Source organism: Janthinobacterium sp. SUN137 (genome assembly GCF_030587265.1).
GTDB classification, from domain to species: Bacteria; Pseudomonadota; Gammaproteobacteria; order Burkholderiales; family Burkholderiaceae_D; genus Janthinobacterium; species Janthinobacterium kumbetense.
This window is the reverse complement of record NZ_JAPWHZ010000002.1, coordinates 710,025-735,444: the sequence shown is the minus strand read 5'-3', so window position 1 is coordinate 735,444 and position 25,420 is coordinate 710,025. Positions and strand designations below refer to the sequence as shown.

Sequence of the window (25,420 nt, the reverse complement as noted above, 5' to 3'; positions counted from 1 at the left end):
CATTGCGATGGGCGGCCAGGCACCCCGCTTTCAGTCATTCTTAAGGCTGCAGGCGGCGGCCGGCCGGCGATGCGGTCAGTGCTGGCCGATCTTCATGATCTTCAGCGCGTTCGTGCCGCCGACCTTGCCCATCGGCTCGCCCCAAGTCAGCACGACGGTGTCGCCCTTGGCCACGACTTTATGTTCCACCAGCAAATCTTCCGCCTGTTGCAAGACCTTGTCGCGGTCCGTGCCCGACGTCAATTCCAGCGTGCTGACGTTGCGGTACAGGGCCAGCTTGCGGCGCGTGCCCACGCTCGGGGTCAGCGCGACGATGGGGATGTCGATGTTGCAACGGCTCATCCACAGCGCCGTGGAACCCGACTCCGTCAGGGTGGCGATGGCTTTTACGCGCAGGTGATGGGCGGTAAACAGGGCGCCGTAGGCGATCGACTGGTCGATGCGCGAGAACGTGGCGTTGAGGAAATCGGCGTCCAGCTTGCAGGTGTCCCACTTTTCCGCGTCCAGGCAGATGGCGGCCATCGCTTCCACCGTTTCGATCGGATAGCGGCCCGAGGCCGTTTCCGCCGACGTCATGACGGCGTCCGTGCCGTCCAGCACGGCATTGGCCACGTCGGACACCTCCGCGCGGGTCGGCACGGCGTTGACGATCATCGATTCCATCATCTGCGTGGCCGTGATCGCCAACTTGTTCGACGCGCGCGCCATCTTGATCATGCGCTTTTGCAGGGCCGGCACGGCCGCATTGCCCACCTCGACGGCCAGGTCACCGCGGGCCACCATGATGCCGTCGGACGCGTCGAGAATTTCTTGCAGCGCAGGAATAGCTTCCGCGCGCTCGATCTTGGCGATCATCATCGGCTTGTGGTCCCACGCTTCGCCCGCGATATTGGCCAGCTGGCGCGCCATGACCATGTCGGTGGCGTTTTTCGGGAAGGACACGGCCACGTAATCAGCCTGGAAACTCATCGCCGTCTTGACGTCTTCCATGTCTTTCGCCGTCAGGGCCGGGGCCGACAAGCCGCCGCCTTGGCGGTTGATGCCCTTGTTGTTCGACAATTCGCCGCCGATTTTCACGGTCGTGTGGATTTCGCTGCCGACGACCTTGTCCACCGTCAAGACGATGAGGCCATCGTTGAGCAACAATACGTCAGCGGCGCGCAAGTCGCGCGGCAATTCCTTGTAATCGAGGCCGCAGCGCTCGATGTTGCCCAGTTCGCCGTTTTCGCCCCATTTCGCGTCGAGGATGAACTTGGCGCCGTTTTCCAGGAAAATCTTGCCTTCTTCAAACTTGCCGACGCGAATCTTCGGGCCTTGCAAGTCGGCCATGATGGCCACTTCGCGGCCGCACAGGGCTGCCGCTTCGCGCACCATGCGGGCGCGGTCGATATGGTCTTGCGCCTTGCCATGCGAAAAGTTCAGGCGCACGACGTCGACGCCGGCCTTGAACATGCGGACCAGGGTATCGATATCGTTCGAAGCGGGGCCGATGGTGGAAACGATCTTGGTGGCGCGTTGCTGTACTTGCATGGTCATGGTGTGCTGCTTTCTATAAAGTTCGTGCTGCTACAAGGGCCGGCCTTGTGGGCCGGCCGTCCTGGTGCGCTGGATCAGCGGTACTACGTTCTTACTTGGCCGCCATCAGGGCGACCGTGGTGTCCAACATGCGGTTCGAGAAGCCCCACTCGTTGTCGTACCACGACGACACTTTCACGAGGCGGCCCGAAACCTTGGTCAGGGTCGAATCGAAGTTCGACGAGGCCGGGTTGTGGTTGAAATCGATGGAAACGAGCGGTTCCGTCTGGTACGTCAAAATACCCTTCAAGGCGCCTTCCGACGCCGTTTTCAGCAAGGCGTTGACTTCCTCGACGGTCGTATCGCGCCTGGCGATGAAGGACAGGTCGACCAGCGACACGTTGATCGTCGGCACGCGCACGGCAAAGCCGTCCAGCTTGCCATTCAGTTCCGGCAAGACGAGGCCGACGGCGGCCGCCGCGCCCGTCTTGGTGGGGATCATCGAATGCGTGGCCGAACGGGCGCGGCGCAAGTCTTCATGCATCACGTCGGACAACACCTGGTCATTCGTGTAGGCGTGCACGGTGGTCATCAGGCCCGATTCGATGCCGATGGCGTCGTTCAGCGGTTTCACCAAGGGCGCGAGGCAATTCGTCGTGCACGAAGCATTCGAAATGACCGTATCCGAGGCTTTCAAGACGTGCTGGTTGACGCCGAACACGATGGTGGCGTCCACGTCCTTGCCGCCCGGCGCGGAAATGATGACTTTCTTTGCCCCGCCCTTCAAATGCGCCGAGGCTTTTTCCTTGGTGGTGAAGAAACCCGTGCATTCGAGCACCACGTCGACGCCGAGTTCGCCCCAGGGGATCAGGGCCGGGTCGCGCTGCGCGAAGACGCGGATGCGGTCGCCGTTGACGAGCATATTGTCGCCATCGATGGTGACGACGCCGGGAAACTTGCCGTGCACCGTGTCGTAGCGCGTCAGGTGCGCATTCGACTTGGCGTCGCCCAGGTCGTTGATGGCGACGATCTCGATATCCTGCTGCTTGCCGCCTTCATAAAACGCGCGCAAGACATTGCGGCCGATGCGGCCATAGCCATTGATGGCAACTTTGATGGTCATGCTGTCTCCTTGATATTGTTTGAATGACTTACTTAACCACTATTTCTCAGTCCCGCCGCGATGCCATTGATCGACAAATGGATGCCCGTGCGCGCCGCCGCGTCCTGCTTGCCCTCGCGGAAACGTTTCAGCAATTCCACCTGCACGTGGTTGAGCGGATCGATGTACGGGAAACGGTTGCGTATCGAGCGCTGCATCAGCGGATTGGCTTGCTGCAACTCTTCCTGGCCCGTGATCAGCTTCAAGGCGTCCAGGGTGGCCGCGTATTCGGCGCGGATGCGCGTGAAGATGGCGTCGCGCAAAGCCTTGTCCTTGACCAGTTCCGCATACTTGCCGGCGATGGCGATGTCGCTCTTGGCCAGCACCATATCCATGTTCGACAGCAAGGACGTGAAGAATGGCCAATCCGTGTACATGCCGCGCAGCACGTCCGCGCCATCGGCCGGATGGGCGGCCAGGTAGGCTTGCACGGCGGAACCGAAACCGAACCAGCCCGGCAGCATCAAACGGCATTGCGCCCAGCTCAAGACCCAGGGAATGGCGCGCAAATCCTCGATGGACGTGGATTTCTTGCGCGAGGCGGGACGGCTGCCGATATTCAGCGCGGCAATTTCCGCGATCACCGTCGATTCCCAGAAATACTGCTCGAAGCCATCCGTGCCGTAGACGAGGTCGCGGTAGGCGTTCAGGGCCGTGCCGGACAGCTCCTCCATGGCAGCCAAATGGCCCGCGCCGGCCGAGGCTTTCGGCTGCAATTGCGCCTGCGGCAGCAGGGTCGACTGGATGGTGGCCGCCACCAGCACTTCCAGGTTGCGGCGCCCTACTTCCGGGTTCGCATACTTGGCCGTGATGACTTCGCCCTGCTCCGTCAAACGGATCTGTCCCTGCACGGCGCCGGCCGGCTGGGCCAGGATGGCTTCGTAGCTGGGTCCGCCGCCACGTCCCACGGAACCGCCGCGGCCGTGGAACAGGCGCAGCTTGATCTGTTCTTGCTTGAAGACCGTCACCAACTCGATCTCGGCCTTGTAAAGTTCCCAGCCGGACGTCAAAAAGCCGCCATCCTTGTTGCTGTCCGAGTAACCGAGCATGACTTCCTGCTGGTCCGCGCGCGATGCCAGCAAGCCACGGTAGAACGGCAAGCCGAACGCGCGCGCCATGATGGCGGGGCCGGCGCGCAAGTCGTCGATGGTTTCGAACAGGGGGATGATGTTGACGTCCACTTCGCGGCTGTCCTGGCGCAGCAAGCCCACTTCCTTGAGCAGCAAGGCCACTTCCAGCAAGTCCGAGACGCTGGCCGCCTTGGAGATGATGCAGTTCGGCACCGATTCCTTGCCATATTTGACGTGGGCTGCGCGCACGGCGCGGAAGATGTCGAGTTCGGACGTCGTTTCCTCCGAGTACTGCGCATACGGCGACGTCAGCAGGCGTGGCGACTCCAGCTCGGCCAACAGCAAGCTGATGCGTTGCTCTTCATCGAGGTCCAGGTAGACGAGGCCCGGCTGGGCGCCCGCGAACAGTTCGCCCACGACGCGCTCATGCACGTCGGAATTCTGGCGCAAATCGAGCGGCGCCAGCGAAAAGCCGAACACCTTCACGGCGCGGCGCAGCTGGCGCAGCCGGCCACGGGCCAGCGCGCGCAAGCCATTGCTGACGAGCGAATGCTGGACCACGTCCAGGTCGGCCAGCAGGTCAGATGCCGCAGCGTAAGGCTGCACGCCGTCTGCCTGCTTGCCCTTGCCGGACAGCACGACCCGCGTGGCATCCAGGCGCGCATGGATGCCGTGCAAAGCGCGGCGGTACGGCTCGTCGACGCGGTGCGGCGAGGCGTCGGCCGAGCGTTCCGCCAGCGCGCGCAGCGGCTCGCTGCAGGCATTGAGTATTTGCGCCAGCGACAGTTGCGAAGCGAGCTTGCGCAATTCGCCCAGGTAAAAATCGAGCACCTTGTCGGCCTGCGTCTGCAGGGTGCTGCGCAGGATGTCGGCAGTAACGAACGGGTTGCCGTCGCGGTCGCCGCCTATCCAGCTGCCCACCTTCATAAAATTGGGCAATTCCGCATCTTCCCAGCGAGCATCGCGCTGGGCCAGCATGGTTTCCAGCGAAGAATACAATTTCGGCAATTCGCGCAAGATCGTGTGGTCGTAGAACGACAGGCCATTGGCCACTTCATCCATGACGGACAGCTTGCTCGTGCGCAACAGACGCGTCTGCCACAGGGTGACGATGCCGCGGCCCAGCGCTTCTTCGTTCTGTTCCGCTTCTTCCGGCGTCATTTGCACGCGGTCGCGCTCGCTCAACAGGCGCGCGATAGCCATCTGGCAATTCTGGATGCTCTTGCGCTGCACTTCCGTCGGATGCGCCGTGAAGACGGGGCTGACGAACGCATCTTCGAAGAACGTCTCCAGCGCATCGGCCTTGCCCGCGTCAAACACATTGCCGACGGCATGGCTGAGGCTACCCTGGCGCGGCGGCGAGCCGGCGATCAGATGGGCGCGCGTGCGGCGGATGTGATGTTGATCTTCCGCAATATTGGCCAGCAGCGAAAAATAGCTGAAAGCGCGCGTCAATTGCGTGGTTTCTTCCTGCGACAGCGCTTGCAGCGCGTCCGACAGCTGCGCGCGCGCCGCTTCATCATTGTCGCGGCGGAAACGGATGGCCAGCTGGCGCACATGTTCGATGCGCTCGAAGGCGGGGTCGCCCAGGTGGTTGCGGATGGCGTCGCCCAGCAGACGGCCCAGCTGGCGGATATCGCTGCTCAGCAGCTCGTCTTTCACTTCATTCATTTGCATGGTATTCATTTCCTGGGGCGGCCACGGCGGCACCGCACAGATTGCGTAGTACGCGCTTCCCGGCCCGGGAAACGCCCATCGTCGAATTTGTAGTAAATTTACCTTATTGCTTCACCATCCTCTTGATTTCCATCAATAAAAATCATATCCAAAGGGCCGACAAGGGCTTACGAGCTGTTTGCCAGGGCAACAATATGAAAATTTACTACGCATTTAAGCGAAAGGCAATCAACTTTTGTCTTTCGAGGCTGAAAAGTGACGGCGCAACACACATGGCCGGCGCTCTCCTGTATGCTGGCGGCTGAAACAAGGATGTAATCCACATCTTTCACACACCGGACAAAACCGTAGCGAGCGGATGTGAGTTGTGGCCGAGAAGCGGAGCTGTGCGGATGCACAGTGAGCATCGGAGGCCGCAAATCGCGACGTGCAGCAGGTTTGTCGGGTGTTTTACTCTCTTCTCCCATGCGACTGACTGCCTACACTGACTACACCCTGCGCACCCTGATGTACCTGGGCGTGCACCGCGACCGGCTCGTGACCATCCAGGACATTGCCGACCTGCATTCCATCTCGAAAAATCATTTGATGAAGGTGGTGCACCAGCTGGGCCTGTCGGGCATCGTGGAAACGGTGCGTGGGAGAAATGGCGGCCTGCGCCTGGCGCGCGACCCGGCCGAGATCAATATCGGCACCGTCGTGCGCGAAACGGAAAACGATTTTTTCATGGCCGAATGTTTTAACAAGGAAAACAATACCTGTCCGCTCACGCCCGATTGCCTGCTGAAGGCCAAGCTGGGCCAGGCCACGGCCGCTTTCCTGGCCGTGCTCGACACGGTGACGCTGGCATCGATACTCGACGCGACGCCGGGCGCGCCGGCGCTGGCGGCGGGCGTCATCCCCCTGCGCGTGGCAAAGTAAGCGCGCCAGAAACAACAATGCCCGGCGAACCGGGCATTGTTTCCTTCAGTAACTCCTGTTTACATCAATGCGCGCTGGCGCCTGCCGCGCCGATGCCCGTTTCCGAACGCATTTGCTGCGCTTCGTAACCGGCGCGGTCGATGCGCGCGCGGGGGCTCTTGTCGAGCACCGAGAACAGCCAGATGCCGACGAAGCCGGCCGTCATCGAGAACAGCGCCGGCGAGGCATACGGGAACAGCGCTTCGCCATGGCCCAGCACGTCGACCCACACGGACTTCGACACCACCGTCAGCGCGACGGCCGTGATCAAGCCCAGGAAGCCGCCGATGGTGGCGCCCCGCGTGGTGCAATCCTTCCACAGCACCGACATGAACAGCACGGGGAAGTTGGCCGAGGCGGCAATGGCAAAAGCCAGCGACACCATGAAGGCGATGTTCTGCTTTTCAAAGGCGATGCCCAGCACCACGGCGATAATGCCCAGCACGATCGTCGTCACGCGCGACACTTTCAATTCATTGGCGCCTGTGGCCTTGCCCTTCTTGATGACGGTGGCATACAGGTCGTGCGACACGGCCGACGCGCCCGACAGGGTCAAGCCCGCCACGACGGCCAGGATGGTGGCAAACGCGACCGCCGACATGAAGCCGAGGAAGACATTGCCGCCCACGGCCTTGGCCAGGTGCACGGCCGCCATGTTGTTACCACCCAGCAATTTACCTGCGGCATCCTTGAACTCGGGATTGGTGCTCACCAGCACGATGGCGCCAAAGCCGATGATGAAGGTCAGAATGTAGAAGTAGGCGATCCAGGTGGTGGCCCAGAACACGGATTTGCGCGCTTCCTTGGCGCTGGGCACCGTGAAGAAACGCATCAGGATGTGCGGCAAGCCGGCCGTGCCGAACATCAGCGCCATGCCGAACGAGATGGCGGAAATAGGATCCTTGATGAAGGAACCGGGGCCCATGATGGCTTCCTTGGTGGCGTGCACGTCCACCGACTTGGCGAACAGCGCTTCCGGGCTGAAGTTGAACTGCGCCAGCACGGCCACGGCCATGAAGGTGGCGCCGCCCAGCAGCATCACGGCCTTGATGATCTGTACCCAGGTGGTGGCCGTCATGCCGCCAAACAGCACATAGATCATCATCAGGGTGCCGACCAGGACGACGGCGATCCAGTATTCGAGGCCGAACAGCAGCTTGATCAGCTGGCCCGCGCCCACCATCTGCGCGATCAGATAAAAGGCCACGACGACCAGGGTGCCGGACGCGGAGAAAATGCGGATCGGCGCCTGCTTGAAGCGGTAGGCGGCCACGTCGGCAAAGGTGAAGCGGCCCAGGTTGCGCAGGCGCTCGGCCATCAGGAAGGTGATGACGGGCCAGCCGACGAGAAAGCCGATGGCGTAGATCAGGCCATCGTAGCCGTTCAAAAAGACGGCGGCGGAAATGCCGAGGAAGGAAGCGGCCGACATATAGTCGCCCGCGATGGCCAGGCCGTTCTGGAAGCCCGTGATGCCGCCGCCGGCCGTGTAGAAATCGGAAGCCGACTTGGTCTTCGCGGCCGCCCACTTGGTGACGAACAGCGTGAAGATGACGAAGGCGGCGAACATGATGATCGCCGTCCAGTTGGTCGGTTGCTTGACCGCCTGGCCCAGGTCGGCGCCGGCCGCCAGCACGCTGCTGCTGGCGCCCGCCAGCAAGGCCAGGCTTGCCAGGCAGGAGAGTTTGCGTTGCGTCAATGTGGTGCCGTTCATGCTTGCACCCGTGCCTGGATGGCGTTGCTCAGGTCATCGAATTGCTTGTTGGCGCGGCGCACATAGATGCCCGTGACCAGCACGGTAAACACGATGACGAACAGGCCGATCGGCATGCCCCAGGTCATCACGCCGGTGCCCGTCTTAGTGGCGAGGAATTCCTTGTCGAAGGCGATGAGCAGGATGTAGCCATAGTACACCAGCATCATCAGGCCCGTCAGCGCCCAGCCGAAGCGGGAACGCACCTTGACCAGTTGATGATAGTTGGGGTCGCTCTTGATTTTTTGAACGAGATCGTCATGCATTGTGTTGCCTCCTGTTATGTAAAAGCTGCTCTTTTGTTTTCGAGCTTGGATTCACAGTACAGTGCAAGGCTTACCCGCCCCTTACGGCAGCGTTTTTTCTCGCGGGGACAACACAAGGCAGGCAAAAAATCAATTCAAGGCGGCAGCCGGTCCGAAGAACTCGTGGTGCGTCTGCTGTTCCGGCACGCCCAGCTCGCGCAAGTATTGCTTGACGGCCCGCATGAATGGCTGCGGCCCCAGGAAGTAGGCGTCGACGTCGCGCGAGGCCGGCAGCCAGCTGTTCAACTGCTCTTTATTCAGCAAGCCGACGGCGTCCGGCGCGGCGGCGCCCGGCGCATCGTGTTCGCTGCCATGTTCCGCGTAGCAGTAATAACGCTGCAGCTGCGGGTGCTGCGCGGCCAGTGCGTCGATCTGCGCGCGGAATGCATGCACGCCGTGGTTGCGCGCCGCGTGGATGAAATGCACGGGACGCTTGCCGTGCAGGGCCGCCGTCAGCATGGCCAGGGTGGGCGTAATGCCGACGCCGCCGCTGATCAGCACCAGCGGCTTGTCGCTCTCCGTCAGCACGAAGTCGCCCGATGGCGGCGTCAGCTGCACGGTGTCGCCCGCCTGCACGTGGTCGTGGAAGAAATTCGATACCTTGCCGCCCTCTTCGCGCTTGACGCTGATGCGGTAAGTCTGGCCATTGCTGGCGGCCGACAGGGAATACTGGCGGCGCATGGGCACGCCATCGACGGTGGCCACCACGCCAATGTATTGACCTGGCGCAAAGTCGAGCACGGACTGGCCATCGGCCGGCGCCAGCAGGAAGGAGGTGATCTCGGCGCTTTCCACGCTCTTGCTGCGCACAGTAAAGTCGCGCGCGCCGCTCCAGCCGCCCGGCGCGGCCGCCTGCGCCTTGTAGATGCGCCCTTCCTCGCCGGCCAGGATGTCGGCCAGCTGGCCGTAGGCCGCGCCCCAGGCATCGATGACGGCGTCGCTGGCCACTTCTTCGCCCAGCACTTCGCGGATGGCTTGCAGCAGGCTGGCGCCCACCAGCGGATAGTGCTCGGCGCGAATCTGCAGAGCCACGTGCTTGTTGACGATGGTGGCCACCAGGTCGCCCAGCGCGGCAAGCTTGTCGATATTCTTGGCATACATCAATACGCCATTGGCCAGCGCGCGCTGCTGGTCGCCGCTGTGCTGGTGCGCCTGGTTAAAGTACGGCAGCACTTCGGGATGGTCGCGGAACAGATTCTTGTAGAAATGGCGGGTCAGCGCTTCGCCGCCCTGCTCGAGGATGGGGACGGTGGCCGTGATGATGGCGCGTTGTTCTTGGGTCAGCATGTAAAACTCCTGTGTATCTATTAGTGTATTTATTAGTAAGCGGTGTCAGGCCAGCGATTCAATGGCCGGATACAGATCGTGGTCTTCGCGCCGCATGCGCTGGAACAGCGCGTGCAGCACGGTATTGGCTTCGCTGCGGAAGGCTTCCGGTTCGGCTTCCAGGCGCACGGGCGTATTCCAGCGGCCGGCAAAATCCAGGTAGGCGCCGGCGATGCCGCGCATCTCGTTTTCGTACTGGCGTCCCAGCCGGGCCACCTCGGCCACGCCGCACGCCTGCGCGGCCGGATACAGGTAGCGCTGCTCGACGGCCAGGTGCAGCTTGATCAAGCCGCTCATGGCGATGATCTGGTCGGCAATGGCCTGCGCCTGCGCGCCGACACCGCCGCGCGCCAGCTGGCGCAAGTCATCGATGGCGGCCAGGATGGCCAGGTGCTGCTGTTTGAATTTGTCGATATTCATGATGTTTTTCTCTTGTTGAGTGTTCCCAGTGTAGCGGAATTCGCTTAAACATGCAAATTACATGCATCTTTAAAGGCGCAAATGTTTCCCACAAGAATGTACATCGACATGCGCCACTATGTGCGGCACAGAACACAAGCTATGGCCACGCCTGCCTATAATTTATTCATCACAGCGCGTGCCCGCTTGCGGCCGCGCCGCACCCTCCACTCCAGCCAAGGATGAGCATGAGTATGAAGACGGACACGGTCAAGACGGGCACGAGCCAGGCGCAGCAACTGGCCGGCATCATCAACGAACACCACACGGCATTGCTGGACGGCTGGATGGCCGGCCTGATCGCCCGCCTGGTGCGGCGCGACAAGATCGCCGAAAACGAGCTGCGCCAGCAGGCATCGCAATTCCTGCCGCTGCTGGCGGGCGCGCTGGAAAACGGCGACTCGTTCGACATCGAAGGCGGCGCCTGGGACGACACGCGCCAGCTGCTCGCGGAAATATCGCAGTCGCGCGTGCGCCAGGGCTATTCGCCAATCGACACGGCCAGCTTCATGTTCTCGCTCAAGGAACCGCTGTTCACCTACCTGCGCCAGGAAATCACGGCGCAGCCGCAGGAACTGGGCGACGCCATCGTCAGCGCCAGCAAGCTGTTCGACGAGCTGGGCCTGCTCACCATCGCCATCTACCAGAAGGCGCGCGAACAAGTGATATTGCGCCAGCAGCAGGAATTGCTGGAACTGTCCACGCCCGTGGTGCAGCTGTGGCAAAACGTGCTGGCCCTGCCCCTGATCGGCACCCTCGACAGCGCGCGCACGCAGGTGGTGATGGAAAGCCTGCTGCAAAAGATCGTCGAGACGGGCGCGCTGATCGCCATCATCGACATCACGGGCGTGCCCACGGTCGACACCCTGGTGGCGCAGCATCTGCTGAAAACCATCGCCGCCGCGCGCCTGATGGGCGCCGACTGCATCATCAGCGGCATCCGCCCGCAGATTGCACAAACCATCGTGCACCTGGGCGTCAACCTGGAAGACGTGATGACCAAGGCCACGCTGGCCGACGCCTTCGTCGTGGCCCTGAAACGCACGGGCTCCAGCATCACCTACCAGCAGCAAACACACTGAGGCGCCTATGGAAAGAATCCCCATTTTACGCATGGGCCGGCTGCTGCTGGTGACGATCCAGGTGGACATGCACGACCGCCTGGCGATGACCTTGCAGGACGACCTGACGACACGCATCGTGACGGACCGCGCCACGGGCGTGCTGATCGACATTTCCGCGCTCGACATCGTCGATTCCTTCATCGGCCGCATGATCAGCAACACGGCGGCGATGGCGAAAATCCTCGACGCGCGCACCGTCGTCGTCGGCATGCAGCCGGCCGTCGCCATCACCCTGGTGGAACTGGGCCTGACCCTGGAAGGCGTCAGTACGGCCCTGAACGTGGAACGGGGGATCAAGCTGCTGGAACGGGGCGGCGCATGCGCATGACGGGGGCGCCGTGCTAGGCGCGCAGGCACAGGAGCGGGCGCAGGCCGGAGTGCAGCAGATTCTGCCCCTGCACAGCGACGAAGACGTCGTGCGGCTGCGCAAACAGGTACGCGACAGCATGGTCGCCATGGGTTTTGGCCTGATCGAACAGACCAAGATCATCACGGCGGCCAGCGAACTGGCGCGCAACACCCTGCGCTACGGCGGCGGCGGCGAAGCGCGCATCGCGCGCGTCTGCGATGGCGCGCGCCAGGGACTGGAACTGCGCTTTGTCGATGCGGGACCGGGCATCGACGATATTCCCCTGGCGCTGACCGATGGCTATACCAGCGGCGGCGGGCTGGGACTGGGGCTGGGTGGCGCCAAGCGCCTGGCCGACGCCTTTCACATCGACACGGCGCCCGGCGCGGGCACCACTGTCACCATCGCGAAATGGAAGCTGTTTTGAACCACCTCGAGCAAGCCCCTGACATTGCCAGGCAACGCCGTTTTTCCGTCGGCGAACCGAGCGAAATCGCCACGGCCCGCCGCGCCGGCAACGAGCTGGCGCGCCACATCGGCTTCGACGACGTGCGCACGGGCCAGCTAGCCATCATCATCAGCGAAGCGGCGACCAACATCGTCAAGCACGCGCTGCGCGGCGAAATCCTGCTGCGCAAGGTGCTGCGCGGCGGCACCAGCGGCATCGAAGTGCTGGCCATCGACAACGGCCCCGGCATGGCAAATGTGCGCCAGCACATGCAGGATGGCCATTCCACCACGGGCACCTACGGCGTGGGATTGGGCGCGATACGCCGCCTGAGCCAGGAATTCGACCTGTACACGGCGCCCGGCAAGGGCACGGTGCTGATGATGGTGGTCTGGGGGCCGAACGCCAGCAGCGCCATCCCGGCCAGCCCGAACTGGCAGATCGGCGCAGTGTGCCTGCCGCTGGCCTCGGAACAGGTATGCGGCGACGCCTGGAACGTGGTCTGCGAAGGCCATGAACTGAGCCTGATGGTGGCCGATGGCCTGGGCCACGGCCCGCTGGCGGCGCGCGCGTCGGAACGCGCCAGCGCCCTGCTGGAACACGACACGCCGGGACTGCCGCCGCTGCCCGCCCCCTTCATCGAGCTGGCCAACGGCGCCCTGCGCGCCACGCGCGGCGCGGCCCTGGCCCTGGCGCATATCGACAGCGCGCGCCGTCAGTTGCGCTACGCGGGCGTGGGCAATATCGCCGCCTGCGCCTTCGATGCGCGGCAGCGCCGGCATTTGCTGTCGCACAACGGCATCGTCGGCAGCAACCTGCGCAAGGTGCAGGAATTCTGCTATCCGTGGCAGCCTGGCGCAACCTTGATCATGCATAGCGACGGCCTGCACACGCGCTGGGACCTGGAACAGTATCCGGGCCTGGCGCACTGCCACCCCAGCCTCGTCGCCGCCGTGCTGTACCGCGACTTTGCGCGCGGGCGCGACGACGTCACGGTGGTGGTGCTGCGCGAGCATGAGGAACAGCAGGCCGTGACGGGGGAAAGGAGCGAAACAACATGACACGACGCATATTGACGGCCCATATCGGCAGCGAACTCGATGTGGTGGGCGCACGCCAGCGCGCGCGGCAGATCGCCGCCCTGTGCGGCTTCGGCGTGCAGGACCAGGTGCGCATCGCCACGGCCGTATCGGAACTGGCGCGCAACGTCTACAACTACGCCGGCAGCGGCAAGGTGCATTTCGCCATCGATGGCCAGACGGCGCCGCAGGTGCTCAGCATCCGCATCGAGGACCAGGGCCCCGGCATCGCGCAGCTGGAACAGATACTGGCTGGCACCTACCGCTCGCCGACGGGTATGGGCCTGGGCATCCTGGGCGCCCAGCGCCTGATGGACCGCTGCCATATCCGCAGCGCGCCGGGCGACGGCACGCAGATCACCCTGCACAAGCTGTTCCCGCGCGACGCACCCCTGCTCGACGGCGGCAAGATCGGCACGCTGTCCGGCGGCCTGCAGGCGCTGCCGCCGGACATCACGCTGTCGGAAGTGCAGCAGCAGAACCGCGAGCTGCTGACCACCCTGGCCGAACTGAAGACGCGGCAGGACGACCTGCTGCAGCTGACGCGCGAACTGGAAGACACCAACCGCGGCGTGGTGGCGCTGTTCGCGGAACTGGACGAGAAAGCCGACCACCTGCGCCGCGCCGACCAGATGAAATCGCGCTTCCTGTCGAACATGAGCCATGAATTCCGCACGCCGCTCAGCTCCATCCGCGCACTGTCCAAGCTGCTGCTCGACCGCATCGACGGCGATCTGTCGGAGGAACAGGAAAAACAGGTGCTGTTCATCCTGCAAAGCGCCGTCAGCCTGAGCGACCTGGTGAACGACCTGCTGGACCTGGCCAAGATCGAGGCGGGCAAGGTCGACGTGCACGCCAACAGTTTCCAGGTAGCGGACCTGTTCAGCGCCCTGCGCGGCATGCTGCGCCCGCTGCTGGTGTCCGATGCGCTCACCTTGACCTTCATCGACCCCGATCCGGCGCTGCACATCCACACGGATGAAGGCAAGCTGTCGCAAATCCTGCGCAACTTCATTTCCAACGCCCTCAAGTTCACGGAAGCGGGTGCCATCGTCGTCAGCGCCACGCCCTTGCCGGAGCAGGACGCGATCCGCTTTTCCGTCTCCGACACGGGCCTGGGCATCGCCGCCGAGGACGTGCAGCTGATCTTCGAGGAATTCAGCCAGGTGGAAAACCATATGCAGCGCAAGGTCAAGGGCACGGGTCTGGGCTTGCCCCTGTGCCGCAACCTGGCCACGCTGCTCAATGGCACGGTGAGCGTGGAAAGCACGCCGGGCCACGGCTCGCTGTTTTCCGTCGTCCTGCCCGCCAGCTACCATGCGCCCGAAGGCAGCCTGCCGCCGAGCGCGCCGGCCAACGACAATGGCAACGACCAGCGCATACCCGTGCTGGTGGTGGAAGACAATCCGCCCGTGCGCCTGCTGTATGAAAAATTCCTGGCCGGCAGCGAGTTTCGCGTCGTTCCCGCGCGCAGCGTGCGCGAGGCGCAGGAACGCTGGGAACAGCAGCGCCCCGCCGCCGTCATCCTCGACATCCTGCTGCACGGCGAAACGGCCTGGCACTGGCTGGCCGAGCTGAAAAACGACCCGCTGCGGCGCCAGGTGCCCGTCATCGTCGCCACCGAGATCGACGACGTGCGCAAGGGCCTGGCCCTGGGCGCCGACGCCTATTACGTCAAGCCGCTGTCGCGCCAGCAATTGCTGGCGACCCTGCGCGCGCTGATCGGCAATCCACACCACCGGCAAGAGCCGGTTCCGCCGCAAGGCACAACCACCTGGGACAATGCGCATGCTACCGGATAACAACAGCGATGCTCTGATCCTGAACGTCGATGACAGCGACGGCGCACGCTACGCCAAGTCGCGCATCCTCCAACGCGCCGGTTTCAAGGTCATCGAAGCGTCGAACGGCGGCGACGCGCTGCTGCGCGCCCGCCACGACCGCCCCAACCTGATCCTGCTCGACGTCAAGCTGCCCGACATCAACGGCCTGGAGGTGTGCCGCCAGTTGAAGGGCGGCGCCGAGACGAACACCATCCTGGTGCTGCAAACGTCGGCTTCCTGCATCGGCACGGCCGACAAGATCCGCGCCCTGGACGGCGGCGCCGACAATTACCTGGTCGAGCCGATCGAGGCCGATGAACTGATCGCCAACGTCAAGGCCCTGCTGCGCCTGGGCCGCGTCGAGCGCGCGCTGCGCGACGTAGACCGCCGCAAGGATGAATTCCTGGCCACCCTGGCGCACGAATTGCGCAATCCGCTGGGCCCCATCCGCACGGCGCTGGCCCTGCTGTGCAAGCTCGACCCCGTCGTGCCGGCCGTGCAGGACAATGCACGCCGCACCATCGCCCGCCATACCGACCACCTGGTGCGCCTGGTGGACGACCTGCTCGACGTGTCGCGCATTTCGCAGGGCAAAATCTCGCTGCAATGGGAAAGCGTAAGCCTGGCCAGCGTCATCCGCAGCGCGCTGGAAACGAGTTCGCACAGCATCGAGGCGCGCGGCCATGCGCTGGACGTGAACCTGCCCCGGGAAGAACTGTGGGTCTGCGGCGACGCCGTGCGCCTGTCGCAGATCGTCGCCAACCTGCTGCTCAATGCGGCCAAGTTCACGGCGCCGGGCGGGCGCATCGCCATTACCGCCGAACGCGAAGGCGACAATGTGCGCATCCGCCTCAGCGACAACGGCATCGGCATCGCCGCTGCCAGCATCGACAGCATCTTCGGCCTGTTCGAGCAGAGCGGCCACTCGCCAGACCGGGTGCAGGATGGCCTGGGCATCGGCCTGTCGCTGGTGCGCAACCTGGTGACCCTGCACGGCGGCCAGGTCAGCGTGCGCAGCCCCGGCGTAGGGCTGGGCAGCACCTTCGAAGTCCTGCTGCCGCTCGACGCCAACGTGCCGGTGGCGGCCGCACCAGCGCCGCTGGCCGTCACCGGCGGCAGCCAGCGCATCCTCGTCGTCGACGACAACCGCGATGCGGCCGACACCCTGGCCGAACTGCTGGAAATGTACGGCCACACGGTGCGCACGGCCTACACGGGCGCGCAAGCCACCGAGCGCACGCTGGAATTCAAGCCCGACATCGTCTTTCTCGACATCGGCCTGCCCGACACGAGCGGCTACGACGTGGCCGTCAAAATGCGCCAGTTGCCGATACCGCAGCAATTCCTGCTCGTCGCGCTGACCGGCTACGGCCAGGAACACGACCGCCAGGCGGCCCTGCAGGCCGGTTTCAACGAACACTTCGCCAAACCCGTCGATTTCGGCAAGCTGGCCATGCTGGGATTGCATATCGCCCCATGAGCGGGGTGGCGGCTGCCTGCGGCCAAGGCGTCGGCTATAATCGGCGGCCGCCTCACCTCTGGAAGCATGACATGACAACCCGCACGCCGCTGCTGCGCATCACCATGATACTGGGCGCCCTGCACGCCCTCCTGGGCTGGCTGCTGCTGCCGTCGCTGCCCGTCGGCCTGGCCGGCTGGCTGCTGGGCGGCCTGGTCCTGCTGGCGTCGACCATGCTCATGCCGATGACGATCTTTGCCCGCGCCGTCACCAACGATGCGCGCTTGGCCGACCGTCTGAGCTGGGCCGGTTCGCTGTGCATGGGCTTTTTTTCCTCGCTGTTCGTGCTGACCGTGCTGCGCGCACTGCTGATGCTGATTCCCGCCACCCGCCCGCACGCGCAGGCGTCCGCCGTGCTTGTGCTGCTCCTGGCGCTGCTGGCCACCGTCGTCGGCTTCATCAATGCCCGCCGGGTGGCGCGCGTGCGTGAGGTCGACGTGCCCATCGCGGGCCTGCCGGCCGCCTTGCAGGGCTACACCATCGTGCAACTGAGCGACATCCACGTGGGCGCCACCATCAAGCGCGCCTACGTGCAGGCCATCGTCGCGCGCGCCAACGGCTTGCAGGCGGACCTCATCGCCATCACGGGCGACGTGGTCGACGGCACGGTGGCGCAACTGGGCAGCCACACGGCGCCGCTGGGCGAGCTGCACGCGCGCCACGGCGTCTTCCTCGTCACGGGCAACCACGAATACTATTCGGGCGCCGCGCCGTGGGTGGCGGAATTTCGCCGCCTGGGCTTGCGCGTGCTGATGAATGAACATGTCGTCCTCGACCGCGACGACGCGCGCCTGGCATTGGCCGGCGTCACCGACTTCAACGCGGCCGCCTTCGATCCGGCGCAGAAAAGCGACCCGCAAGCGGCCATCGCCGGCGCGCCGGCCGGCATCCCCCGCATCCTGCTGGCGCACCAGCCGCGCAGCGCCCCCGAGGCGGAAGCGGCCGGCTACGACCTGCAATTGTCGGGCCACACGCACGGCGGCCAGTTCTGGCCGTGGAACCTGTTCGTGCCGCTGCAGCAGCCCTACGTGGCGGGCCTGCACCGGCAAGGCCGCCTGTGGATTTATGTGAGCCGCGGCACGGGCTACTGGGGGCCGCCGAAACGCATAGGCGCGCCGGCGGAGATTACGAGACTCAGGCTGGTGGTGGCGTAGAACCTAGTCGGCCCAGCTGGCCATCCACGCCTCGAACCGCGCCACCACCGCCGGCGGATTCAAACGCGCCATCGCGCCTTCCACCGGTTCGCTGTCGCTGACCTCGAACAGCAGCACGCTCTCGTCACGCTGGGCGCCCGTGCCGAATACCCCCTCGGCGTCAAGCCGCGCCAGCGCCGCGATGCAGGCGTCGAACACGCCGCTGCGCAAGGCGGCGAAATCGACGTCGAACGGCAAGTCGCGGTGCGCCTGCAGCAGCAATCGGTAGGCGCTGTCAAAATATTCGCCGCCGTCCTCGAAAGCCCATTCGGCGGGATTCCACAGCATTTCCTCGCCGTATTCCGAGGCGGCCAGCGCTTCGCGGCTGTTGGCCATGGGGCCGATGGTCATGGCGCCGTCGTCGCTCACCAGCGCGAAAGCGTCGATGTGCTGGTCGGGATGCGCGCGGCGCGCGGCTTCGACAGCCAGGCGCGCGGCATCCGCCACCAGGGTTTGCAGCAGCGCGAAATCGAAGACGGCCGGGTCGATGACGCTTTCGCGCGCCAGCACGTAGCCGTCGGCCAGCGCGGCCCGGCCATGCGCCAGGTAGACGGCGTACGCTTCGGCTTCGCTGGCGTAGTCGTTGCGCGTCTCCTCGCCCCAGGTCATGGCCGTGCCGCTGGCCGTCCAGACGGTCGTGCCGAAGACGCGCGCTTCCCGGAAGCGGGCCGGCCGGTTGCCGTCGAAGGTGTAAAACAGGCTGTAATTGCTATGCATCGGAATTCTTTATCGGTTAATCGGGCCGCATCTGCGCGGCGAAATCGCGCTGGCGGAACTGCTCCAGCAGGAAATCGACGAACACGCGCGTCTTCGCGGGCAAGAGTTTCTTGCTGGGATAGTACACGGACAGGGGGCCGGAATCGGCGTGCCAGCCTGGCAGCAGGCGTACCAGCGCGCCGCTGCGCAAGTGGGCCAGCGCGTGCGGCATGGGCAGCAGCGCCACGCCGACGCCCAGGATGGCTGCCTGCGCCATCGCTTCCGGGTCGTCGAAGATGGCGCGCGGCCGGCATTCGGCCACGCCTTCGCCGCCCGCGCCGTCGCGCAATATCCAGCTGCGCAACCTGCCGCTGCCGGCAGAACGGCGCGCCACGCCATCGAATTGCGCCAGGTCCGACGGATGCCTGGGCATGGCCTTGCCCTGCATGAAGGCGGGCGACGCCGTGGCGACGATGTGGGCGTGACCCAGCTCGCGCGCCACCACGCCCGGCGTCAGCTCGATGCCGCCGCCGATGGCGACATCGAAGCCTTCGCCGATCAAGTCGACTTGCCGGTTGTCGAAATGGCAGTCGGGCACCACGCCCGGGTGGCGCGCGATGAAGTCGCCCAGCAGTGGCACCACGTAACTGCGCCCGAACGACGGCGCCATGCTGATTTTCAGGATGCCGGCCGGCTGGCCGCCCTCTTCCGCCACGCCGGCGATCGCCTCGCGCAGGGTGGACAGGGCGCCGCCTATCTGCTGCAGGAAACGCTCGCCCCCTTCCGTCAGGGTCAGGCGCCGCGTGCTGCGCTGGAACAGCCGCAATCCCAGGCTCGCTTCCAGGCGCGCCACGTTCTTGCTGACGGCTGCCGGCGTCAGTCCCAGGCGACGCGCGGCGGCGGAAAAGCTGCCCAACTCGGCAGACAGCACGAAGGATTGCAAGTGATTGAGGGCGTCCATGCGCCTATTCTACCCGCTCAGCTGATACCAATGGTTGAAAGTGATTGTAGCGATTCATGGCTAGCGCGGCAGGAATGAAAGGCAGATACTGAACTCCTCGATTCCTCACTTAGAAAGCACACCATGCAAACCCAAACCGCCACCAGCACCTCCCTGCCACTGCAAGACAAGATCGCTTTTGTGACGGGCGGCTCGCGCGGCATCGGCGCCGCCATCGTGCGCCGCCTGGCCAGCCAAGGCGCCAACGTCGTCTTCACGTATCAAAGCTCGGCCGCCGAAGCGCAGGCGCTGGCCGCCACGGTGGAGGCAAGCGGCGGCAAGGCCCTGGGCGTGCAAGCCGATGCGGCTGACGCCACCGCCCTGACGGCGGCCATCGACAAGGTGGCGGCGCAATTTGGCCGCGTCGATATCCTCGTCAACAACGCCGGCGTATTCCTGCCCGGCGCCATCGACGACTTTTCGCTGGCAGACTTCGACAAGACCGTGGCCGTCAACGTGCGCGCCGTGTTCGTGGCCATCAAGGCAGCCGTGGCGCACATGCAGACGGGCGGGCGCATCATCAACATCGGCAGCACGAATGCGCACCGCATGCCGTTCGGCGGGGCGGCCGCCTACGCCATGAGCAAATCGGCGCTGAGCGGCCTGACGCAAGGCCTGTCGCGCGACCTGGGTCCGCGCGGCATCACTATCAACAACGTGGAACCAGGCCCCGTCGCCACGGACATGAACCCGCCGACGGGCGACTTCGCCGACCTGATGCACGGTCTGATGGCCCTGCCCCGCCACGGCACGGCCGATGAAATCGCCGGCATGGTCGCTTACCTGGCCAGCCCGGAAGCCGCGTTCGTCACGGGTGCAGGGCTGAAGATCGATGGCGGTTTTGCCGCCTGAGCGCCAGCACGCACCACGGCCCCGGCATTACGCCGCCGGGGTCAGTCCGAACATCAGCGAGCGGTGCGCTGCCACGCCAGCCATGGCGCCATCGGCCACCGCGAACGCCACGCTGCCGGCCATGCGCCCCGCGTCGCCGCAGCAAAAGACGCCAGGCACGCTGCTGGCCTTTTGCTCGTCGGTGCGCACGAACGGCCCCATGGCCCCCTCTTCCAACGCGCAGCCCAGCTCACCGGCCAGGGAACTGGCCAGGCGGGTGCGGGTCGCCACGAACAGGCCAGCCATCGCATGGCGGCTGCCGTCCTGCATGACCACGTCGGCCACGCCGGCGATCCGCGCCACGGGCGCGCGCACCACCGTGACGCCGCGGGCGGCCAGCTGCTCCAGCTGCGCGCCATCGGGTTCGAACGCGCCATTCAGGAAAAAAGTGACCGTGCCCCAGTCGGGCAGCATCAGCGCATGGTGCATGGAGAGGGGGCCGGTGGCCAGCACGCCGATGGCGCCCTGCTCCAGCTCATAGCCGTGGCAATACGGGCAGTGGAAGACGCTGCCGCCCCAGCGCTCGGCCAGGCCATCGACGGGCGGCAATTCGTCGATCACCCCGGTGGCCAGCACCAGTCGGCGGCCCCGCACGAGCGTGCCGTCCGCCAGGGTCACGTCGTAGCCATCGCCAGCGCTGCTGGCCGCTGCCTGCACGGCCGTGCCATCCAGCCAAGTGACGGTGGCATACGCCAGCAGTTGCGCCTTGCCCTCGGCCGCGATGGCGGCCGTCCCGCTGCCGTCGCGGGTCAGGAAGCCGTGGGAATGGCTGGCGTAGCGGTTGCGGCGGCGGCCGCCGTCGACCACCAGTACGCGGCGGCGGGCGCGCGCCAGTTGCGTGGCGGCCGACAGGCCCGCGTAGCTGCCGCCGACGATGATGACGTCGAACGGGGCGTCGAATGCCGCGGCAGGCGTGGCGCCGCCCTGGGATTCAGGAATGGTCATGCGGTGCTCCTTGGTGTGTGGCGTATTGTTGGCTGAAACGTTCGGCCAGGTCGGCCAGGGTAACGGCGCCAAAGTGCCGGATCAGCAGCGCCTCGGCTTCGTCGAAGGCGCCGGCCAGCGACTGGTTGACCACCTGCTCGACCAGGCAGCCCGGCTGATCGACGCGGTTGCCCATGGCGAAGACGGTGGGCGACCCCACGGCCACGTAAATGTCGTGCAGCGTGACGCGGTGCAGGTCGCAGACGATGCGCCAGCCGCCGCCATGCCCCTTGACCGAAGCCACATAGCCCCGCTCGCGCAAGCCGGCCATCACGCGCCGCACCAGCACGGGATTGGTATCCAGGTAAGCGGAGAGTTCCTCGGACGTCATCGGGCGTCCCGCGTGGGCCATGTGCAGCAGCACATGGAGGATCGATGATAGTTTGCTGTCGCGTCTCATGTAACTAATGATAGTACATAATTTACACAGATGCAAACCAGTTGCAATTTTGGGGCATGAAAAAGGGGCCGGACTATTCAGCCCGGCCCCTGCCTGTACTTCAGCGTCTGTACTTCAGCGCCTGTTATTCGCGACTGCTTCTACGCCTGCTTGCGCCGGCGTCCCCGCCACCACAGCAGCAATGCCAGCAGCACCAGCACGCCGACGATGATGCCCGCGCGGGCCAGGCCGATCAGGTTGGACGGCGCGCCGCCGTTGCGCAGGGTCGTCACCTGCTCTGCCGTCACCTTGATTGCGGGATTGCCGTACATCTTCTGCACGTAATTGCCCAGGGTAACGATCTGCTCGTCCGACAGGGTCTGGCGGAAGGCGGGCATCAGGTGTCCCGCAGCATGATTCCCCTTGCCATCCTGGCGCTCCACCCCATCGAGGATGGCCATCACCAGGTTGTTGCTGTTGCTGCGGCCCGTCACCGAGTTGTGGAACAGCGGCGGCAGGCTGCCGTCGAAACTGCCCTCGCCCCTGACCTGGTGGCAGCTGGCGCACTGCGCATCGTACAGCTGCGCACCCGACATCTTGTTCAGGTTTTGCGGCAGCGGCACGCCGCGGATGCTGGCCAGCTCGTCGCCCGCCTTGCCCCATTGCGTCACCGGCTGCGTGTCGGCCTTGTCGCGGATGGCCGGCACGCTCTTGACGTAGTGCGCGATGGCGTGCAAGTCCGCATCGCTCAGGTGCTTCAGGCTATGGTCGATGGCTTCGGCCATCGGTCCCGCCGCTTGCGCCTTGTTGGCGGTGCGGCCCGTGCGCAGGTAATCGACCAGTTCCTGCTGGCTCCAGCCGCCCACGCCGCTGTTGATATCCGACGTGATGTTCGGCGCATGCCAGGTGCCCAGGTCAGCGCCTCCCAGCTCCTTCGACAGCTGTTCGGCCATCAGCGCATTGCGCGGCGTGTGGCAGGTGGTGCAGTGGGCCAGGCCTTGCGCCAGGTAGGCGCCCCGGTTCCACTCCATGCTTTTCGCCGTATCGGCGACGAAGGGCTTCTTGTCGAGGAAGAGCATGTTCCAGCCCGCCATCGACAGGCGGATGTTGAACGGGAACGGCAAGTCCGTCTTTTGCGCCGGCGCAGAGTCCACGGCCGCCACGCCGTGCATGAAGTAGTCATACAGGGCCGCCGTGTCCTCGTCCGTCACCTTGGCGTAGGCCGTGTAGGGCATGGCCGGGTACAGGTTGGCGCCGTCGGCCCGCACGCCATGGCGCACGGCGTCGGAAAACTGCTTGAGCGTGTAATTGCCGATGCCATGCGTGGTCGACGGCGTGATATTGGTGGCGACAATGGCGCCCAATGGCGTCGCCAGGGACAGCCCGCCCGCCATCGGTTTACCGCCAGGCACGCTATGGCAGGCGATACAGTCGCCGGCCGTGGCCAGGTAGCGGCCGCGTTCGATCGCCGCCGCATCAGGCACGGCCTTGTCGGCCGCCAGCACGGGCATGGCCGCGAGGGACAGCAAGACGGCGCCCGCCGTCAGTCTGAAGGCCGCCATCATGCTGTGCCTCCCTGTTGTTCGTCGAGGATGTGCTTGACGGTGCGCAGCGCAACGGCCAGGCCGTTTTCCGTCGAATTGCAGGTGCCGGACGTGGGCAGCACGCCGGTACTGCACAGGAACAGGTTGGCGTGGTCGAAGGTGCGGCCCCACTGGTCGCACACGGCCTTGGCGGGGTCGGAACCCATCGACAGGGTGCCGCAGATGTGCTGGTTGTTGGCAAACACGCCTTCCTTGCTGTGGCGCAGATTGGTGCCGCCCATCAGCTTGGCGATCTGTTCGAAATCCTGCTTCGAACGCTCGTGGCCCCGCTTCGTGTACTCATCGATCGAATAGTGCGCCTGCGGCTTGGGGATGCCCATGGCGTCTTTTTCGCTGCTCAGGGCAATGCGGTTTTCCGGGTTCGGCAGCACTTCCAGCACGTTTTTCAGGCTCATTTCGCGGGCCGAGCGGAAACGCAGCTGCTGCTCGAATGCTTCGCCAAACACGCCCTTGCCGATCAATTCCCTGGTGGCGCCGTCGACGCGCGAGATGTTCGTGAAATCCAGGCGGTACGGCGAGTGCTCGCTGCGGAAGTCGCCGTCGCGCATGGTGTTGATGGAATTGGGGCTTTGCGGGCCCCGGCCCAGCCACAAGTCTTCATCAGCGTCGAAGGTGATCGAGGTGCTCGGATGGTCCATCAGGTTGCGGCCCACCATGTCGCTGCTGTTGGCCAGGCCGTTCGGGTATTTGCCCGAGGCGGAAACGAGCAGCAAGCGGGGGCTTTCGATACCGTTGGCGGCGAGGATAAAAGTCTTGGCCGTGACCCGGTGGCTTTTCTTGTCGACGTCGTAGTACAGCGCGGCCGTGATGCGGCCCTGCGCGTCGTGTTCCAGCTTGTAGACGTTGGCGTTGCAGACGATCTTCACGCCCGCGTCTTCCGCCTGCTGCGCGGCGATGCCGCCGTGGTATTGCGCGTCGATGGGGCAGATCGGCTGGCAGCTGTTGTTGCCGCAGCAGGCCGGGCGGCCATCGTAGCTGACGCTGTTGCGCGCCACCGTGTTGCCGACGACCTTGAACGCAGGGTCGAGGCGCTCGCGGATGCGGCGCATGGCGTACGGCTCCGTCACGGGGTCCATCGGAAACGCCTGCTTGCGCGGCGAACCCGTGTTCTCGGCACCCGAGACGCCCATAATCTCTTCCGCTTCCTGGTAAAACGGCTCCAGGTCTTCGTAGCTGATCGGCCAGTCGACGCCCACGCCATACAGGGTATGGATGCGGAAGTCGTTCGGCACGTTGCGCCAGGCCTGCGCGGCCCAGTGCCACGACGTGCCGCCGAACTGGCGGATGTATTCGGCCGGGTACGGATACGGGCCGGCCTGCACCAGGTAGCCGTTATCGGTCGGCTGGTAGATCGGGTGCGGCGCCGTGGCGACGGACGGATACGGCGACATCCAGTCGCTGCGGCGCGTCGTATTGCGGAAACGGGCGACGATTTCGCCGCGCGACACGCGCGGTCCCGCTTCCAGGATCAGCACCGAGGCGCCGGCCAGCGCGAGCTTGCGCGCAGCCAGGGAGCCGATGATGCCGGAACCGATCACGAGGTAATCGGCAGAGAGTTCTTCAGCCATGATGGCTCCTTAAATTGGTTTTCTGGCCCAGCTGCCGTAGGCGCCGTAGGAATACGTGGGAGGTTTCAGCACGTCGGCCACGACGGCCGCGTTCAACGCCTGCTCGTAGGCGACGCAGACGGCCGCCTCGCCCGTGCCGACGATGCCCAGGTACCAGGCGCTGGCGATCTGGCGCGGCAAGGCGGCCAGCGGCGACTGGGCCGGGTCCAGCCCGTCGAGCGCTTCCTGCAGGCCGGCCGCCTGCAAACCCTGCGCATTGATCAGCGCCAGCAGCGCGCGCACCTTCGCCGGGAAGGCCGTATCCTGCGCCACCAGCGCGTCATACAGGCGCCTGGCCAGCACGGGGTCGAGCACTTGCCGCCCCACCAGCATGGCCGACACGCCCAGGAAGGCGCCCTGCTCCGCATTGGCGACCGGTTCGGCCAGCGCCCAGGGAATCAGCGCCGCGGCCGAAGCCGACAGCAAGCCGGCCAGCACCATGCGGCGGCCGGGATTGAGAGGGCCGCGGCCCTCCTTGTGATGTGTAGCGTCCACTTGAA

The 25,420-nt window shown here is 65.0% G+C and carries 23 protein-coding genes; 9 read left to right on the top strand and 14 right to left on the bottom strand.

The features are described 5' to 3' along the window. Window positions 1–75 precede the first annotated feature (75 nt). The 3 genes from pyk to ppc all read right to left on the bottom strand — a co-directional run bounded on the left by pyk (window position 76) and on the right by ppc (window position 5,424). Complete coding sequence (pyk, locus tag O3298_RS11405) at window positions 76–1,536, bottom strand: pyruvate kinase (RefSeq protein WP_083292642.1); 1,461 nt, start codon at window positions 1,534–1,536, stop codon at window positions 76–78. Between the two features lie 91 nt (window positions 1,537–1,627). Continuing rightward, a complete protein-coding gene (gap, locus tag O3298_RS11400) occupies window positions 1,628–2,638 on the bottom strand; it encodes a type I glyceraldehyde-3-phosphate dehydrogenase (protein ID WP_289897698.1) in 1,011 nt (336 codons plus the stop codon). A gap of 32 nt (window positions 2,639–2,670) precedes the next feature. Then, window positions 2,671–5,424: a phosphoenolpyruvate carboxylase gene (ppc, locus tag O3298_RS11395; protein ID WP_305059395.1), complete on the bottom strand. Its 2,754-nt coding sequence runs from the start codon at window positions 5,422–5,424 to the stop codon at window positions 2,671–2,673. 465 nt (window positions 5,425–5,889) lie between these two features. Here ppc and O3298_RS11390 point away from each other — a divergent pair, with 465 nt between their 5' ends. Continuing rightward, complete coding sequence (locus O3298_RS11390; protein ID WP_251348507.1) at window positions 5,890–6,345, top strand: Rrf2 family transcriptional regulator; 456 nt, start codon at window positions 5,890–5,892, stop codon at window positions 6,343–6,345. 64 nt (window positions 6,346–6,409) lie between these two features. Here O3298_RS11390 and O3298_RS11385 read toward each other — a convergent pair whose 3' ends face one another. From O3298_RS11385 to O3298_RS11370, 4 genes are all read right to left on the bottom strand, one after another. Further along, complete coding sequence (locus tag O3298_RS11385) at window positions 6,410–8,095, bottom strand: cation acetate symporter (protein WP_305059394.1); 1,686 nt, start codon at window positions 8,093–8,095, stop codon at window positions 6,410–6,412. Next, entirely contained in the window at window positions 8,092–8,400 is a 309-nt protein-coding gene (locus O3298_RS11380; protein WP_152281460.1) for a DUF485 domain-containing protein, read from the bottom strand. Before O3298_RS11380 ends, O3298_RS11385 begins: the two co-directional genes overlap by 4 nt. Window positions 8,401–8,529: 129 nt before the next feature. Next, window positions 8,530–9,726 (bottom strand): NO-inducible flavohemoprotein, encoded by a 1,197-nt coding sequence (gene hmpA, locus O3298_RS11375; RefSeq protein WP_305059393.1) that lies wholly within the window; start codon window positions 9,724–9,726, stop codon window positions 8,530–8,532. A gap of 45 nt (window positions 9,727–9,771) precedes the next feature. Further along, window positions 9,772–10,185 (bottom strand): hemerythrin domain-containing protein, encoded by a 414-nt coding sequence (locus tag O3298_RS11370; RefSeq protein ID WP_305059392.1) that lies wholly within the window; start codon window positions 10,183–10,185, stop codon window positions 9,772–9,774. Window positions 10,186–10,412: 227 nt separating this feature from the next. Between O3298_RS11370 and O3298_RS11365 the strand changes: the two genes are divergently transcribed. The 7 genes from O3298_RS11365 (at window position 10,413) to O3298_RS11335 (ending at window position 17,720) form a co-directional block, all read left to right on the top strand. Further along, the gene (locus O3298_RS11365) at window positions 10,413–11,306 is read left to right on the top strand and encodes an STAS domain-containing protein (protein ID WP_305059391.1); all 894 of its coding nucleotides are present in this window, start codon (window positions 10,413–10,415) and stop codon (window positions 11,304–11,306) included. A 7-nt stretch (window positions 11,307–11,313) separates the two neighbouring features. Beyond that, window positions 11,314–11,676, top strand: coding sequence for an STAS domain-containing protein (locus O3298_RS11360; RefSeq protein ID WP_099667758.1), 363 nt, complete (start codon window positions 11,314–11,316; stop codon window positions 11,674–11,676). Between the two features lie 10 nt (window positions 11,677–11,686). Continuing rightward, window positions 11,687–12,124, top strand: coding sequence for an ATP-binding protein (locus O3298_RS11355; protein WP_305059390.1), 438 nt, complete (start codon window positions 11,687–11,689; stop codon window positions 12,122–12,124). Next, entirely contained in the window at window positions 12,121–13,206 is a 1,086-nt protein-coding gene (locus O3298_RS11350; RefSeq protein ID WP_305059389.1) for an ATP-binding SpoIIE family protein phosphatase, read from the top strand. Before O3298_RS11355 ends, O3298_RS11350 begins: the two co-directional genes overlap by 4 nt. Next, window positions 13,203–15,026 (top strand): ATP-binding protein, encoded by a 1,824-nt coding sequence (locus tag O3298_RS11345; RefSeq protein WP_305059388.1) that lies wholly within the window; start codon window positions 13,203–13,205, stop codon window positions 15,024–15,026. The genes O3298_RS11350 and O3298_RS11345 overlap by 4 nt, the downstream gene beginning before the upstream one ends. After that, window positions 15,013–16,527 carry a response regulator gene (locus tag O3298_RS11340; RefSeq protein ID WP_305059387.1) on the top strand — a complete coding sequence of 505 codons (1,515 nt, stop codon included), beginning with the start codon at window positions 15,013–15,015 and terminating at the stop codon, window positions 16,525–16,527. Before O3298_RS11345 ends, O3298_RS11340 begins: the two co-directional genes overlap by 14 nt. A 71-nt stretch (window positions 16,528–16,598) precedes the next feature. Beyond that, complete coding sequence (locus O3298_RS11335) at window positions 16,599–17,720, top strand: metallophosphoesterase (protein ID WP_305059386.1); 1,122 nt, start codon at window positions 16,599–16,601, stop codon at window positions 17,718–17,720. 3 nt (window positions 17,721–17,723) lie between these two features. Here O3298_RS11335 and O3298_RS11330 read toward each other — a convergent pair whose 3' ends face one another. Both O3298_RS11330 and O3298_RS11325 read right to left on the bottom strand, forming a co-directional pair. Further along, complete coding sequence (locus O3298_RS11330; RefSeq protein ID WP_289914538.1) at window positions 17,724–18,476, bottom strand: DUF4303 domain-containing protein; 753 nt, start codon at window positions 18,474–18,476, stop codon at window positions 17,724–17,726. 16 nt (window positions 18,477–18,492) lie between these two features. Then, entirely contained in the window at window positions 18,493–19,416 is a 924-nt protein-coding gene (locus tag O3298_RS11325) for a LysR family transcriptional regulator (RefSeq protein ID WP_289914537.1), read from the bottom strand. Between the two features lie 123 nt (window positions 19,417–19,539). Here O3298_RS11325 and O3298_RS11320 point away from each other — a divergent pair, with 123 nt between their 5' ends. After that, window positions 19,540–20,307, top strand: coding sequence for an SDR family oxidoreductase (locus tag O3298_RS11320; RefSeq protein ID WP_289914536.1), 768 nt, complete (start codon window positions 19,540–19,542; stop codon window positions 20,305–20,307). Between the two features lie 27 nt (window positions 20,308–20,334). Here the strand turns inward: O3298_RS11320 and O3298_RS11315 are convergent, their stop codons facing one another. The 5 genes from O3298_RS11315 to O3298_RS11295 all read right to left on the bottom strand — a co-directional run bounded on the left by O3298_RS11315 (window position 20,335) and on the right by O3298_RS11295 (window position 25,415). Continuing rightward, entirely contained in the window at window positions 20,335–21,291 is a 957-nt protein-coding gene (locus tag O3298_RS11315; RefSeq protein WP_289914535.1) for an NAD(P)/FAD-dependent oxidoreductase, read from the bottom strand. Beyond that, on the bottom strand, window positions 21,278–21,730 hold the full coding sequence (locus O3298_RS11310) for an Rrf2 family transcriptional regulator (protein ID WP_289914534.1): 453 nt from the start codon (window positions 21,728–21,730) through the stop codon (window positions 21,278–21,280). Before O3298_RS11310 ends, O3298_RS11315 begins: the two co-directional genes overlap by 14 nt. A gap of 140 nt (window positions 21,731–21,870) precedes the next feature. Beyond that, window positions 21,871–23,274: a cytochrome c gene (locus O3298_RS11305; protein WP_305059385.1), complete on the bottom strand. Its 1,404-nt coding sequence runs from the start codon at window positions 23,272–23,274 to the stop codon at window positions 21,871–21,873. Beyond that, entirely contained in the window at window positions 23,271–24,881 is a 1,611-nt protein-coding gene (locus O3298_RS11300; RefSeq protein ID WP_305059384.1) for a GMC family oxidoreductase, read from the bottom strand. Before O3298_RS11300 ends, O3298_RS11305 begins: the two co-directional genes overlap by 4 nt. 9 nt (window positions 24,882–24,890) lie before the next feature. Next, window positions 24,891–25,415, bottom strand: a complete 525-nt coding sequence (locus O3298_RS11295; RefSeq protein WP_251348491.1) for a sorbitol dehydrogenase family protein — start codon at window positions 25,413–25,415, stop codon at window positions 24,891–24,893. Window positions 25,416–25,420: the final 5 nt, after the last annotated feature.

Excerpts from the sequence above, each read along its gene's own strand:
- O3298_RS11360 (WP_099667758.1), top strand. The coding sequence starts at position 11,314 with ATGGAAAGAATCCCCATTTTACGCATGGGCCGGCTGCTGCTGGTGACG.
- O3298_RS11380 (WP_152281460.1), bottom strand. The coding sequence starts at position 8,400 with ATGCATGACGATCTCGTTCAAAAAATCAAGAGCGACCCCAACTATCAT.
- O3298_RS11305 (WP_305059385.1), bottom strand. The coding sequence starts at position 23,274 with ATGATGGCGGCCTTCAGACTGACGGCGGGCGCCGTCTTGCTGTCCCTC.
- O3298_RS11335 (WP_305059386.1), top strand. The coding sequence starts at position 16,599 with ATGACAACCCGCACGCCGCTGCTGCGCATCACCATGATACTGGGCGCC.
- O3298_RS11365 (WP_305059391.1), top strand. The coding sequence starts at position 10,413 with ATGAGTATGAAGACGGACACGGTCAAGACGGGCACGAGCCAGGCGCAG.
- pyk (WP_083292642.1), bottom strand. The coding sequence starts at position 1,536 with ATGACCATGCAAGTACAGCAACGCGCCACCAAGATCGTTTCCACCATC.
- hmpA (WP_305059393.1), bottom strand. The coding sequence starts at position 9,726 with ATGCTGACCCAAGAACAACGCGCCATCATCACGGCCACCGTCCCCATC.
- O3298_RS11385 (WP_305059394.1), bottom strand. The coding sequence starts at position 8,095 with ATGAACGGCACCACATTGACGCAACGCAAACTCTCCTGCCTGGCAAGC.
- O3298_RS11345 (WP_305059388.1), top strand. The coding sequence starts at position 13,203 with ATGACACGACGCATATTGACGGCCCATATCGGCAGCGAACTCGATGTG.
- O3298_RS11340 (WP_305059387.1), top strand. The coding sequence starts at position 15,013 with ATGCTACCGGATAACAACAGCGATGCTCTGATCCTGAACGTCGATGAC.
- O3298_RS11325 (WP_289914537.1), bottom strand. The coding sequence starts at position 19,416 with ATGGACGCCCTCAATCACTTGCAATCCTTCGTGCTGTCTGCCGAGTTG.
- ppc (WP_305059395.1), bottom strand. The coding sequence starts at position 5,424 with ATGCAAATGAATGAAGTGAAAGACGAGCTGCTGAGCAGCGATATCCGC.
- O3298_RS11320 (WP_289914536.1), top strand. The coding sequence starts at position 19,540 with ATGCAAACCCAAACCGCCACCAGCACCTCCCTGCCACTGCAAGACAAG.
- O3298_RS11370 (WP_305059392.1), bottom strand. The coding sequence starts at position 10,185 with ATGAATATCGACAAATTCAAACAGCAGCACCTGGCCATCCTGGCCGCC.
- O3298_RS11315 (WP_289914535.1), bottom strand. The coding sequence starts at position 21,291 with ATGACCATTCCTGAATCCCAGGGCGGCGCCACGCCTGCCGCGGCATTC.
- O3298_RS11390 (WP_251348507.1), top strand. The coding sequence starts at position 5,890 with ATGCGACTGACTGCCTACACTGACTACACCCTGCGCACCCTGATGTAC.
- gap (WP_289897698.1), bottom strand. The coding sequence starts at position 2,638 with ATGACCATCAAAGTTGCCATCAATGGCTATGGCCGCATCGGCCGCAAT.
- O3298_RS11330 (WP_289914538.1), bottom strand. The coding sequence starts at position 18,476 with ATGCATAGCAATTACAGCCTGTTTTACACCTTCGACGGCAACCGGCCG.
- O3298_RS11310 (WP_289914534.1), bottom strand. The coding sequence starts at position 21,730 with ATGAGACGCGACAGCAAACTATCATCGATCCTCCATGTGCTGCTGCAC.
- O3298_RS11300 (WP_305059384.1), bottom strand. The coding sequence starts at position 24,881 with ATGGCTGAAGAACTCTCTGCCGATTACCTCGTGATCGGTTCCGGCATC.